Origin of the sequence: Mesorhizobium sp. (assembly GCF_965229135.1) — a bacterium.
In the GTDB taxonomy this organism is placed as follows: Bacteria; Pseudomonadota; Alphaproteobacteria; order Rhizobiales; family Rhizobiaceae; genus Mesorhizobium.
The window spans coordinates 3,876,996-3,889,595 of record NZ_OZ245860.1 but is presented as its reverse complement, the minus strand read 5'-3'; the positions used below and the strand labels follow the sequence as shown (position 1 = coordinate 3,889,595).

Sequence of the window (12,600 nt, the reverse complement as noted above, 5' to 3'; positions counted from 1 at the left end):
GACGCGCCGTTCAACCCTCAACTTCTCGGTTTCGGCGACATTCGTCACGACCTGCCGTCGCCGGGCAGGGTCGCCGTCGAACCCGCCGCCACGGCGGATGCCGGCGGGACCAAAGGCGTTACCATCCGGCCTTCCTCCGCCTTGTAGAAATACTGGCTGGCCACCAGCCATCCCTTGAGCGGCCGCAGCGGCGGGATGCAGGTCAGAAGCATGAAGGGCAAGGTCGTGAAGAGATGCACCCAGTAGGGCGCCTCGAAGTGGACCTCTATCCAGAGCGCCAGGGCAACGCTCGGCACGCATGCAAAGCAGATCACGAAGAACGCCGGGCCATCGGCGGGATCGGCGAACGAATAGTCGAGGCCGCAGACTTCGCATTTCTTGCGCAGCTTCAGGAAGCCCTCGAACAAGTGCCCCTCGCCACAGCGCGGACAACGTCCCCGTATGCCGGTTTCAATCGGTGAGATGGGAGCCCATTCGCGATCCTGAATCATTTTGCCTTGTCCTTGTCCGCGGCGCCTGGATCGAGACCCATTGCCGTTCCGCGGTCACTCGCCCGCATGCGACGGCTGGAATTCGCCCGGCCTTGCAGCACCATTGATTGCACAATGTATGTGGTTCATATGCATACATTGTCAAGGGCAATCCCTACAAGATCAAACCACCATCGACGATATGGCTGGCGACTGAGACAGAAGGTCCGCGACGATCCGCAGGCTGTCACGCAGTTCCTCCTCGGTCGCGGCCGCGCCAAGTCCCAGGCGGACAGCCTCCGGCGGCGACGCGATGGCGAAGGCGTCGCTTGCCACCACGCCGATGCCGGCCGAGCGAAGACGCGCGGTGAACTCGCCCCGTGTCCAGGGCCCAGCCAGCCGAAGCCAGGCGTGGAAGCCCTCCGGATCGGCCTGACCGAAGCCGGCGGGCAGGATTGCGGAGGCGATGAGCTGACGGCGGCGCGATTCCTCCCGGATCGCGGCAAGTACCGCGTCGGCGGTACCATCCTCGATCCAGCGGGTCGCGATGGCGGCCGTCAAAGGAGAGGCCATGGAAGCGGTCGCCCTTATGGCGCCCGCCACCCTGGCCGCCGAGCGGCCGTCCGGCAGCACCAGATAGGCAATCCGCAAGGCTGGAGACAGGCATTTCGCCAGGCCCGCGACATGATAGACGAGGTCCGGCGCAAGAGCGGCCAGCGGCGGCACGGGATTGGCCGGCAACGCCCCATAGGCATCGTCCTCGATGATGGGCACCCGATGACGGCGGGCAATCTCGATCAGTGCCTCGCGACGCTGAAGAGGCAGGGTCGCCGTCGTCGGATTGTGGAGGGTGGGCGTGCAGTAGAGGGCTTTTGGCCGATGTCGCGCGCACGCCGCTTCGAATCCTTCGGGAACAAGTCCGTGCTCGTCGATCGGCACCGCAACGAGATTGATCCTGAGATGCGCGGCAAGCGATCGGAAGCCGGGGTAGGTCAGGGCTTCCGTGCAGATCGTCTCACCCGGTGCGGCCAGCACGCCGACGAGCGCCAGCAGCGCGCCCTGCGCTCCAGGGCAGACCAGCAGCCGCTCCTCCGGAATCGAACCGAGCCGCGCCGAAAGCCAGCGCGCGCCGCCGGCGCGGTCACGCCCGGTTCCGCCGGCCTCCTGATAGCGCAACAGCAGGCCCAGTCCGTCGTCCGCCCGCAGATCGGCGATCCCATCCCACATCCGCGCGACCAGTCCGGCATCCTCGAACCGGGGCGGCAGGTTCATGCTCATGTCGACAAGACCGGTCGAGGCAGCCCGTGCCTCGACCGGTCGCCTTGCCCGCACATAGGTGCCCTGCCCGACCCGCCCGTCGATCAAGCCGCGCCTGCGCGCCTCCGCGTAGGCGCGGCTGACCGTGGTGAAATCGATCCCCAGGGCATCCGCCAGCGTGCGCTGCGGCGGCAATCTGGAACCGCCAGCCAGCCGGCCGGACACGATGTCGGCCGACAGGGCATCGGCAATGGCGAGGTAGACCGGCCCCTCGCCTTTGCGGATGACCGGTGTCCATGAAGCCTGATTGTCGTCCATCGTCTCGCCTCGCTATCCGAATGTATGGATATTGTATGTTGCGATAGGCGAATGCAAGGACCGTCCACAGGCCGACTGCGGGAACGCTCCCGCGATGAACAATTCGGGGCTTGCCGCCCGAAGAGGCTCAAATGGCCGCCGTCAGACGCGCCGTTCGACCATCATCTTCTTGATCTCGGCGATCGCCTTGGCCGGGTTGAGGCCCTTGGGGCAGGTCTGCGCGCAGTTCATGATGGTGTGGCAGCGATACAGCCGGAACGGGTCTTCGAGATTGTCGAGCCGCTCGCCCTTGGCCTCGTCGCGGCTGTCGATCAGCCAGCGATAGGCCTGCAGCAACGTTGCCGGGCCGAGATAGCGGTCACCGTTCCACCAGTAGCTCGGGCACGAGGTCGAGCAGCAGGCGCACAGGATGCATTCGTAGAGACCGTCGAGCTTCTCACGGTCCTCGTGGCTCTGCAGCCATTCCTTGGCCGGCTGCGGCGACACGGTCTTCAGCCACGGCTCGATCGAGGCGTGCTGGGCGTAGAAATTGGTGAGGTCGGGCACCAGGTCCTTCACCACCTGCATATGCGGCAGCGGATAGACTTTCACGGCGCCCGAAATGTCGTCGCAGCCCTTGGTGCAGGCCAGCGTGTTGGAGCCGTCGATGTTCATGGCGCAGGACCCGCAAATGCCTTCGCGGCAGGAACGGCGCAAGGTCAGCGTCGGGTCGATCTTGTTCTTGATCCACAAAAGCGCATCGAGCACCATCGGACCGCAATCGTCCATGTCGACGAAATAGGTGTCGATGCGCGGGTTCTCGTCATCATCGGGCGACCAGCGGTAGATGCGGTACTCGCGCAGATTGGTGGCGCCTTCCGGCTTCGGCCAGGTCTTGCCCTGCTTGATCTGCGAATTCTTGGGAAGTGTCAGTTCGACCATTACCTGCGGTCCTTTCGGATGACGAGCTTCAGCCCGGACCAGATGTCATTCACGGCGGCGACCTTGACGTCGACAAGGTCGAGCTTCAGCGCTTCGGCACGGACGACGCCCTCGGTGACGTCGGTCGGTACCTTCGAGGCCTTTTTCGGCCAGGAGACCCAGACCATTCCGTCGCGCTTGATCGCCGCCTCGATAGCGCAGAGACGATCCTCGATTTCGGCACGCTGACGGGTGAAGGCGTGGACGGCGTCATATTTCAGGGCGGAACCCGAGATCGCCGACCAATCGGCCAGCCGGTCGACTTCAGCAAAGTCCACGGCATCGGCCAGGTCGCCAAGCTCCGCCGGCAACGCGATGAAGGCGGCGACCATGCCGTCCTTCAGGCCGAGCTTGGCCGGTAGGGGCGTGCCGGAATATCCCGAGGCCGCCGGCGCCATCGTCAGTACACCCGCGCCTTCGGCGCGATCTTGGCGAGGCTGATGCCGCCGTCCTTTTCCGCCAACAGCGGCTCGGTATGCACCGGCCGGTAGGAAAGGCTCACCTTGCCGTCTTCGCTCAGCCGGGCCAGCGTATGCTTGCGCCAGTTGGCGTCATCACGGGCGGCAAAATCCTCGCGCGCATGCGCGCCACGGCTCTCCTTGCGGGCCTCGGCGCTGTAGACCGTGGTGATGGCGTTGGCCATCAGGTTTTCCAGTTCCAGCGTCTCGACCAGGTCGGAGTTCCAGATCATCGAACGGTCGAACACCTTGATGTCCTTGAGCTCGGTCCAGATTTCCGAAATCCGCTTGCAGCCATTCTCCAACGATTCCTGGGTGCGGAACACCGCCGCGTCGTCCTGCATCGCCTTCTGCATCTTCTCGCGCAGCACCGCCGTCGGCGTCGAACCATTGGCGTGGCGCAGTTTGTCGAAGCGATCCATGATCTTCTCGACCGAAGCTTCGTTGGGCGATGGGATCGCCGACTTGCGGTCGATCACCTGGCCGGCGCGGATTGCCGCGGCGCGGCCGAACACGACCAGGTCGATCAGCGAGTTCGAGCCCAGCCGGTTGGCACCGTGCACCGAAGCGCATCCAGCCTCGCCGACCGCCATCAGTCCCGGCGATACCTTGTCGGGGCTCCTCGATGTCGGGTTGAGCACCTCGCCCCAGTAATTGGTCGGCACGCCGCCCATATTGTAGTGGACGGTCGGCAGCACCGGGATCGGCTCCTTTGTCAGGTCGACGCCGGCAAAGATCTTCGCCGATTCTGAAATGCCCGGCAGCCGCTCATGCAGCACCGCCGGATCGAGATGGTCGAGATGCAGGAAGATATGGTCCTTCTTCTTGCCGACGCCACGACCCTCGCGGATCTCCAGCGTCATGCAGCGCGAGACAACGTCGCGCGAGGCAAGATCCTTGGCCGATGGCGCATAGCGCTCCATGAACCGCTCGCCCTCGGAGTTGACGAGATAGCCGCCCTCGCCGCGCGCGCCTTCGGTGATCAGGCAGCCTGCGCCATAGATGCCGGTCGGATGGAACTGCACGAACTCCATGTCCTGCAGCGGAAAGCCGGCGCGCGAGGCCATGCCGCCGCCGTCGCCGGTGCAGGTATGCGCCGAGGTCGCCGAGAAATAGGCCCGGCCGTAACCGCCGGTCGCCAGCACGACCATCTTGGCCGAGAAGCGATGGATGGTGCCGTCGTCGAGGTTCCAGGCAACGACGCCGGTACAGGTGCCGTCGGGCTCCATGATCAGGTCGAGCGCGAAATACTCGATGAAGAACTGGGCGTTGTTCTTCAGCGACTGGCCGTAGAGCGTGTGCAGGATGGCATGGCCGGTGCGGTCGGCGGCAGCGCAGGTGCGCTGCACGGGCGGACCATCGCCATAGTTCATCATGTGGCCGCCGAAGGGCCGCTGATAGATCTTGCCTTCCTCGGTGCGGGAGAAGGGCACGCCGTAATGTTCGAGTTCATAGACGGCGGCCGGCGCTTCGCGCACCAGATACTCCATGGCGTCGACGTCGCCCAGCCAGTCCGACCCCTTGACGGTATCGTACATGTGCCACTGCCAGGAATCCGGCCCCATGTTCGACAGCGAGGCGGCGATGCCACCCTGCGCCGCCACTGTGTGAGAGCGCGTCGGAAACACCTTGCTGATGCAGGCGGTGCGCAAGCCCTGTTCGGCCATGCCGAGCGTGGCGCGCAGGCCGGCGCCGCCGGCGCCGACGACCACCACGTCGAACTTGTGGTCGACATAGGTATAGGCCGAAGCCTTGTTCGCGTCCTTGGCCAAAATGTCAGCCTCCGAATGCCAGTTTGAGCAGGGCGAAGATCGAGACCACGCCAACCGCTACTGTAAAGAATGTGTTGAGGGCGATCAGCACCAGCTTCATGCCCTCGCCATGGATGTAGTCCTCGATGATCACCTGCATGCCGAGCCGCATATGGGTGAGGCCGGAGACAACAACCAGGATGATGATCAGTGCGACGAAAGGATTGGCGAGCGCCGCGCGCACATGCTCGTAGCCGGCGCCGTTCAGGGCGATCAGGAAGCCGACGAAGAACAGCGTCAGCGGAATGTTGGCGATCGCGGTAAGGCGCTGGCGCCAGAAATGCTGCGTACCTTCACGGGCGGAACCGAGACCCCGCACCTTGGCCAGCGGCGTGCGCATGTCGGTATTGTTGCCATTCATGATCAGGCTCCCCGCACCAGGTAGCCGGCGATCCAGATCAGCAGCGTGAGCAGGACCGAGCCGGCGAGCGTCGCCCAGGCGATCTTCGAAGCCGTGTGCTTCTCAAGACCGGCGCCGGTGTCCCAGATCAGGTGGCGCACGCCGCCCAGCATGTGGTGCATCAGCGCCCAGGTGTAGCCGAACAGCACTAGCTGCCCCAGCCAGGAACCGAACGCCCAGTTGACGAGATCGAAGGTCGATTTGGAGCCCGCCGCGGCCATCAGCCAGATGGCGACCAGCAGCGTCCCGAAATAAAGCGCGCCGCCCGTGATGCGATGGATGATCGACATCGTCATGGTGATCGGCGGCCGGTACACGCTCAGATGCGGCGAAAGCGGCCGTTCACGTCTGGCAAATTCGCGGGTGGCTGGTGATTTGCTCATGGCTCCCCCAGTTCGGCGTCTCCCGCCTCAGGTGGAAATGCGGCATGACCGCTTCCGGAAGCGACTTCGGACAGCCGGTTTCTAATGCTCTTTTTGCACCGCGTCAAAGCCGGAAAACCGTTTCGAAAACGTAATTTAGTCTGAATAAAGGGCTGATTTCGCTTCAATCGATTAGGCCAATGGTCTCAAGCCGGCTCGATATCGCTGCAGTGCGGTATATTCGCATGGGCCAGCAGCCGGGATCAGACAGGATTCGGGTCAGGCCAAGCCCGTTTGCGGGCCGGCGGAAGCTGAATCCAAAATCATCCTGATCAGCGCGTACAGGTCAGCGGCGTCTTGCCGCCCTTCATCACCAGCGCCTCCCGACCATCGATCACGATCGCGTCATGGGCTTGGCCGTAGCGGCTGTTCTGGTTGGCCGGCGAGGCCGGCAGATCCTCGCTGGCGCCGTCCGCCTCGACGACGTGCACAGAAGAACCGAGATTCTCGATGGTCATTGTTGCGCCGTCCGCGCATCTGTAGGTGGCGCTGCGGGGCTGTGGCGAGGACAGCTCGGTGGTGGTGGCGGTGGGAGCAAGCGAAACAGCCGGGGCGACCTTGTTGCCTGTATTCGGTGCGCTCGTCTTCGGTGCGCTCGTCTCCGGCACGCAGGCCGCTGCAATCAGCGCAGGCAACAGCACAAGCGCCACCCGAAACCACCGGCGTAACGCCATGTGCTGTCCTCCCCACGCATCAGCCTAGTCGCGATGCTCGCTCAAGATCAAGGTTCCCCGGCATCACTTCGCGACCACGCGCAACGCCTGGCGCGATGGTGCGGTCAAGCATGGCCGAATGATGGCCAGCGACAATCGCCGCCGACAGAAATTAACCATGTTTGAAAGGACATGACGAGGAAACGGGCGCCCCTCTTAACAAAGGTTAATAAAAGGTTAATTTCTGATTCGCACTCGTTCCAGACCATGATCTCGCGAAACCGCCTTTCCGCGATCAAGGGTCAAACAGGAAGTTGGAGGACGCAATGCGTTCGATATCGACCCGCCAGCGCCTTTGCGCGCTCGTCATCTCAGCCATGGCCGTTGGATTCGCGGCGCCTGCCGTGGCAGGTGCACGCCATCAGGACCGCGTCTACGCTGATTCGTTTGGCAATCTCGTCATCGAGAGCGCCGCCGGCTACAAGCGCATCCTCGTTGGCGAGGGCAAGCTGGCCAAGGAGCTTTCGGCCTACACCAGCGCCGGCCAGCCCAAGGTTCTATACGAACACGAATCGGACAGCGTCATCAGCGGCAATGACTGCTACCGGCCACCGGCTTTCGTGAAAGGCCGCGGCTACATGTACGGCCTGTCCGACGGTGAGATGCCAGACCTCACTCCCTGTCGCTGAGGCCTCTATCCGGCGTTTGCGACTGTTGCAGCCCGCCTGCTTGTCGGCCCGGGCGAGACCCGCACGCAATCGCGCCCGCCGTTCTTGGCCTGATAGAGGGCTTCGTCGGCACGCCGCATCAGATCGGCAAAGCCTTCTCCCGCATAAAGTTCGGCAACGCCGAAACTTGCCGTGCAGCGATGCTCCGGCGGAAGTCCGTCAACAGGCAGCGCGCCGAACGCGCTGCGCGTCCCCTCGGCGAAGAGCCGGGCGGCGGCGAGGTTCGTTCCCGGCAGGATGATGGCGAATTCCTCGCCGCCGACCCGGCCGGCAACATGATGGTCGGCCGCGGCATCGCGCAGGAAGCCGGCGAACGTCTCGATGACCCGGTCGCCGGAGGCATGGCCGAAACTGTCGTTGATACTCTTGAAATGATCGAGGTCGGCGATCACCAGGGCGACAGGCACGCCCTGGCGCGCGGCGCCGCGCAGCGCCAGCTCCGCATGGCGCTCGAAGCCGCCACGATTGAGCAGCCGCGAGAGCGTGTCCGTCTCCGACTTCGACATCACCTCGGCCAGCAGGTCGCGAACCAGAATGACCAGGATCAGCAGCGCGATCGCCAGGCCGAACATGGTGCCGAGCGACTGCGACACCAGCGCGTAGCTGCTCCGCAGATAGAACTGCGGGTTGGCGCCCCAGCCGCCCAGCGCATGCGCGATGAACGGCTTGCTCAGGAACTGCAGGGCGCTGGCCGCCAAGACGGCCATTAGCACATGGTCGAGGCGATCACGCCTGTGCCTCGACGACCAGACGATGCCAAGGCCGACGAACTGCATGGCGGCATAGGGGAATTGGTAGGCCATCATCCGGATGAACGACTGCCGCGGCAGATCCTGCACGAGATAGACGGCGACCGAGGCGGCGAGCAGGAAGGAGAGCATCTGTGGCCAGGGCGGCACAACGCCGTACTTGTGGGCAAGCCCGCCATTGAAGGCGATGGTGGCGCCCAGGAAGGCGGCAAAGGCGGCAACCACCATGGGCCGCGCGTCGTCGAAGGCCGGAATGCTGAATTCGATGGCGAAATAGGCCATGCCCAGCAGATAGCCGAAGGCCAGCCAGCGCGCCGAGACACGCCCGGCGTCATGGACGGCGATCGTCAAGAAGGCCGCAGCCAGCAGGGCTGCAACGACCAGGTTGATCGCGAGGATGTAATTTGCGCTGTCCATTGGCTCCGGAGTCCGTCCGGCACCAAATCACCGGCGGGCGAAAAAGACGTTAACGTGCGGCGGCTTTCCCCAAATCGGCTGGCCTTTGCGGCTCCGCGACGAAGACCGTCTCCGGCCGCTCGTAGGACAGCCGCACGCTGTCGCGGCCATTCTTCTTGGCTTTGTAGAGGGCCTCGTCGGCGCGTCGCATCAACGGTTCCAGCCCCTCCTCGCCGGTGCGGGCCGCGACGCCGAAGCTGGCGGTCACCCTGGTGCCCGGAGGAAGCCCATCCACGCCACCGGCCGAATGGAGGACACGGATGGCCTCGGCGAACAGTCGCGCCGCGCCAAGATCGGTCAGCGGCAGCAGCACCGCGAATTCCTCTCCGCCGACGCGGCCGGCAACCCCTCGGGCACCGGCGGCCGTGCGAAGCTTGGAGGCAAAGTGGGCGATCACCCGATCCCCGGCGGCGTGCCCATGAACGTCGTTGAGCGCCTTGAAATGATCGAGGTCGGCCAGCACCAGCGCCACCGGAAACTTCGCCAGGGCGCAGCGATGCAGAAGCAGGCCCGCGCGTTCCTCGAAACCACGACGGTTGAGAAGGCCCGACAGCGGGTCCGTAAAGGTTTCGGTCTTCAGCGCCTTCATCACGTCGAGCGCGGCGGCGGTGAACAGGCAGAGAGCGATCAGCAGCGACAGCAGCGCATGCGACAGGAGTGCCGTCGTCCAGTAGGACGACGCATAGAAGCCGTCGTAGGTGGTGAAGGGTCCGTGGATTGCCACGATGACGATGGTCCGCACGAAGAAATTGGCTCCCGACACCAGCGACAGCACGAACAGGATCATTTCCGTCGGACCGTTGTTGCGAACTGGGCGCAATTCGGCGGCGGCAACCAGACTGAGGCCGCCGAAGGCAAAGTTCATCGCATAGATGCGCCACGTCAGGTCGGGCTGGACGAACATGAACCAGCTGAACGCGGCCAGGCCACCGACCATCAACATGCTGATCACCGCATAGGGCACTCTGCGGCCATAGCGCGCGACGATCGCCGCGACGAGACATCCTCCGGCAGCGGCGAAGCACAGGTTTGAAAACAGCTTGGAGAGCGCGATGCCGAATGGCAGCGTGAAATACTGCAGCAGGAAGCCGCCGGCCGATACGGAGTAGCTGGCACCCAATACTGCCAGATAGGGCCTATGACGCTGATAGGACCAAAGCACGAGGAAGGCGGCGCCGAGGGCGATCGCGATCGTCGGGTTGAGCAGCGCTATGAACAGTCCGACGTCCAAAAGACCCTACTTCCCCTCGCTTCCGTCAGGGAAGACCATACGGCGCAAGCCCAAACAAGCCGTTAAGCACAACCGGAAAGGCACTGCGCATGCGGCCCGAACCAGGCCGTTTCAGTGGATCCCGGTGTTCACGATCGCGTGCGGAGGAGCAAGGTTCCCGCACGAACGGCCGGCCATGAAAAAGGCCCGAACCGCCATGCGGTCCGGGCCTCCTGTCGCGGGCATCGAAAGCCCAAGCTATTTCCAGTCGCGGATATCCACGAAATGGCCGGCGATTGCCGCCGCCGCCGCCATCGCCGGCGAAACCAGATGGGTGCGGCCCTTGAAGCCCTGCCGGCCCTCGAAATTGCGGTTCGAGGTCGAGGCGCAGCGCTCGTGCGGCTTCAGCCGGTCGTCGTTCATGGCAAGGCACATCGAGCAGCCCGGCTCGCGCCAGTCGAAACCGGCGGCCAGGAAGATCTTGTCGAGGCCTTCCGCTTCCGCCTGTTCCTTGACGAGCCCCGAGCCCGGAACGATCATCGCATCGACATGCGCGCTGACGGTCTTGCCTTCGACTACCTTGGCGACGGCGCGCAGATCCTCAATGCGGCCGTTGGTGCAGGAGCCGATGAAGACGCGGTCGACAGCGATATCGGTGATCCTGGTTCCCGGGGTCAGGCCCATATACTCGAGCGCGCGCTGCTTGGAGGTGCGCTTGTTCTCGTCGGTGATGTCGTCGGGGTTCGGCACGATGCCTTGCACGGAGACGACATCCTCGGGCGAGGAACCCCAGGAGACGATCGGCGGCAGCTTGGCCGCGTCTAGAACGATCACCTTGTCGAAATGCGCGCCTTCGTCGGACTGCAGCGTCTTCCAATATTCGAGCGCGGCATCCCAGGCAGCGCCCTTCGGCGCGCGCGGCTTGTCCTTGACATAGGCGAAGGTTGTCTCGTCGGCCGCGATCAGGCCGGCGCGGGCGCCGCCCTCGATCGACATGTTGCAGATGGTCATGCGGCCTTCCATCGACAGCGAGCGGATCGCCTCCCCGGCATATTCGATGACATAGCCGGTGCCGCCGGCGGTGCCGATCTCGCCGATGATGGCCAAGATGATGTCCTTGGCGGTGACGCCTTCCGGAAGCTGCCCGTCGACGCGCACCAGCATGTTCTTGGCCTTGCGCTGAATCAGCGTCTGCGTCGCCAGCACATGCTCGACCTCCGACGTGCCGATGCCGTGCGCCAGCGCCCCGAAAGCGCCATGCGTCGAGGTATGGCTGTCACCGCACACGATGGTCATGCCGGGCAGCGTAAAGCCCTGTTCCGGGCCGATGATGTGGACGATGCCCTGGCGGATATCGTTCTCGGAGTAGTACTCGACGCCGAAATCCCTAGCGTTCTTGGCCAGCGCCTCGACCTGGATGCGGCTTTCCTCGTTCTTGATGCCGAACTTGCGCTCGGGCGAGGTCGAGACATTGTGATCGACCACGGCCAGTGTCTTTTCCGGGTGACGAACCTTGCGGCCGCTCATGCGCAGGCCTTCGAAGGCCTGCGGACTGGTCACTTCATGGACGAGGTGGCGGTCGATGTAGAGCAGGCAGGTGCCGTCGTCCTGGCGGTCGACGATATGGTCGTCGAAAATCTTGTCGTAGAGGGTGCGCGGTGCGCTCATGTGCGTAAATCCGTCGATTTGAAATGGGAAGAGAGACGCCGGAGGCCTTCGCCCGGCAAAACCGGCCTTAGCTAAGTCGGCTGGTCAGCGCGCCGGACACGCGCGCGGAAAAGCGCGACGGCAGGCGTTTTCTGTCCTGCAGCACGAACCCCTTGTAGGCCGGATCGCCAAAAAGCTCTTCCATGGCGTGGCTCATACCAATGTTTTGCGTTTTCGGCAATTGTGGCGTGCGGGTCGCGACAGGACCTGGTTCCTCGCTCTCACTTCCACACCTTCAGGGGAGGAAGGGCACCAAGGGTCGGCGAACTCGCGCCCTTCCTCTCCCCCGTCGATCGGGGGAGAGGAAGGGAGCCAAGGTCGGGGAATTCGCAGCTCACAGCACCTCGAACACGAACGTCTTCACCAGCGCGTCGGGCTCGGCGATCGCATAGCAGCGGAACCACGGACTTTCCTCGACGCGCCGCCATTTCCCTGCCCGCGCCAGTTCATCGAACACCGCCTGGAAGCCGCCGCTCTCGAACACCTGGTCACGCACGGTGAAGATGGCGTGGCCGCCCTTCTTCGTGATGCGCACCAGTTCGTGCAGGCCGGATGCCGGCGCATGGCTGATGGTGAACACGCCGGTCGAGAAGAAGGCGCGGAAATGCCCGTCCGGCCACGGCAGCGGCCCGCCCAGCATCGCCTGCTTCAGCTCGCCATAGGCATTGCGGCCGCCGGCGATCCTCAGCATCTCGTCCGACAGGTCGAGCCCGGCGATGTCGCCATAGCCCAGTGCCTTCAGCGATGGCCCCGACAGACCCGTGCCGCAGCCGGCATCGAGCAGCGGCCCTTCGCTGGATGGTACATGGCGCGCTACCCAGGCGGTGATCAGGAACGGCAGGAGGTAGCCCAGCGAAGCGGTCTCGCCGTCATAGGTCGCGGCCCATGCGGCATAGGCTTGCGCCAGCGTTTCCGGCGTGTCCGCGCCATAGACGGAATCCAGAGCCGCATTGGCTTTGTCGACGATCATCGGTCGTGCTTCTCCCGGCTATGCATGTCGC

13 protein-coding genes are annotated in these 12,600 nt (G+C 64.2%); 1 reads left to right on the top strand and 12 read right to left on the bottom strand.

The genetic code is table 11. The features are described from left to right. Nucleotides 1–44: 44 nt before the first annotated feature. From ACO07C_RS18470 to ACO07C_RS18435, 8 genes are all read right to left on the bottom strand, one after another. A complete protein-coding gene (locus ACO07C_RS18470; protein ID WP_421917562.1) occupies nt 45–488 on the bottom strand; it encodes a DUF983 domain-containing protein in 444 nt (147 codons plus the stop codon). A gap of 165 nt (nt 489–653) precedes the next feature. Next, nucleotides 654–2,045 (bottom strand): PLP-dependent aminotransferase family protein, encoded by a 1,392-nt coding sequence (locus ACO07C_RS18465; RefSeq protein WP_421915590.1) that lies wholly within the window; start codon nt 2,043–2,045, stop codon nt 654–656. Nucleotides 2,046–2,186: 141 nt separating this feature from the next. Continuing rightward, complete coding sequence (locus ACO07C_RS18460; RefSeq protein WP_097575611.1) at nt 2,187–2,966, bottom strand: succinate dehydrogenase iron-sulfur subunit; 780 nt, start codon at nt 2,964–2,966, stop codon at nt 2,187–2,189. Then, nucleotides 2,966–3,403 carry a DUF3052 domain-containing protein gene (locus tag ACO07C_RS18455; RefSeq protein ID WP_421915589.1) on the bottom strand — a complete coding sequence of 146 codons (438 nt, stop codon included), beginning with the start codon at nt 3,401–3,403 and terminating at the stop codon, nt 2,966–2,968. The genes ACO07C_RS18460 and ACO07C_RS18455 overlap by 1 nt, the downstream gene beginning before the upstream one ends. Before the next feature lie 2 nt (nt 3,404–3,405). Then, the gene (gene sdhA, locus ACO07C_RS18450; protein WP_421915588.1) at nt 3,406–5,235 is read right to left on the bottom strand and encodes a succinate dehydrogenase flavoprotein subunit; all 1,830 of its coding nucleotides are present in this window, start codon (nt 5,233–5,235) and stop codon (nt 3,406–3,408) included. 4 nt (nt 5,236–5,239) lie between these two features. After that, nucleotides 5,240–5,635, bottom strand: coding sequence for a succinate dehydrogenase, hydrophobic membrane anchor protein (sdhD, locus tag ACO07C_RS18445; protein ID WP_421915587.1), 396 nt, complete (start codon nt 5,633–5,635; stop codon nt 5,240–5,242). Between the two features lie 2 nt (nt 5,636–5,637). Beyond that, the gene (sdhC, locus tag ACO07C_RS18440) at nt 5,638–6,057 is read right to left on the bottom strand and encodes a succinate dehydrogenase, cytochrome b556 subunit (RefSeq protein ID WP_421915586.1); all 420 of its coding nucleotides are present in this window, start codon (nt 6,055–6,057) and stop codon (nt 5,638–5,640) included. 311 nt (nt 6,058–6,368) lie between these two features. Next, the gene (locus tag ACO07C_RS18435; RefSeq protein ID WP_421915585.1) at nt 6,369–6,770 is read right to left on the bottom strand and encodes a hypothetical protein; all 402 of its coding nucleotides are present in this window, start codon (nt 6,768–6,770) and stop codon (nt 6,369–6,371) included. Between the two features lie 305 nt (nt 6,771–7,075). On the opposite strand from ACO07C_RS18435, the gene ACO07C_RS18430 reads away from it, so the two are divergent. Then, the gene (locus tag ACO07C_RS18430) at nt 7,076–7,438 is read left to right on the top strand and encodes a hypothetical protein (RefSeq protein ID WP_421915584.1); all 363 of its coding nucleotides are present in this window, start codon (nt 7,076–7,078) and stop codon (nt 7,436–7,438) included. A 5-nt stretch (nt 7,439–7,443) separates the two neighbouring features. On the opposite strand, the gene ACO07C_RS18425 is transcribed toward ACO07C_RS18430, so the two are convergent. The 4 genes from ACO07C_RS18425 to ACO07C_RS18410 form a co-directional block, all read right to left on the bottom strand. After that, the gene (locus ACO07C_RS18425; RefSeq protein WP_421915583.1) at nt 7,444–8,643 is read right to left on the bottom strand and encodes a GGDEF domain-containing protein; all 1,200 of its coding nucleotides are present in this window, start codon (nt 8,641–8,643) and stop codon (nt 7,444–7,446) included. Nucleotides 8,644–8,692: 49 nt separating this feature from the next. Continuing rightward, nucleotides 8,693–9,913, bottom strand: coding sequence for a diguanylate cyclase (locus ACO07C_RS18420; RefSeq protein ID WP_421915582.1), 1,221 nt, complete (start codon nt 9,911–9,913; stop codon nt 8,693–8,695). A 237-nt stretch (nt 9,914–10,150) separates the two neighbouring features. After that, complete coding sequence (leuC, locus tag ACO07C_RS18415; RefSeq protein ID WP_421915581.1) at nt 10,151–11,560, bottom strand: 3-isopropylmalate dehydratase large subunit; 1,410 nt, start codon at nt 11,558–11,560, stop codon at nt 10,151–10,153. Nucleotides 11,561–11,933: 373 nt separating this feature from the next. After that, nucleotides 11,934–12,569 (bottom strand): class I SAM-dependent DNA methyltransferase, encoded by a 636-nt coding sequence (locus ACO07C_RS18410; protein WP_421915580.1) that lies wholly within the window; start codon nt 12,567–12,569, stop codon nt 11,934–11,936. Nucleotides 12,570–12,600 lie beyond the last annotated feature (31 nt).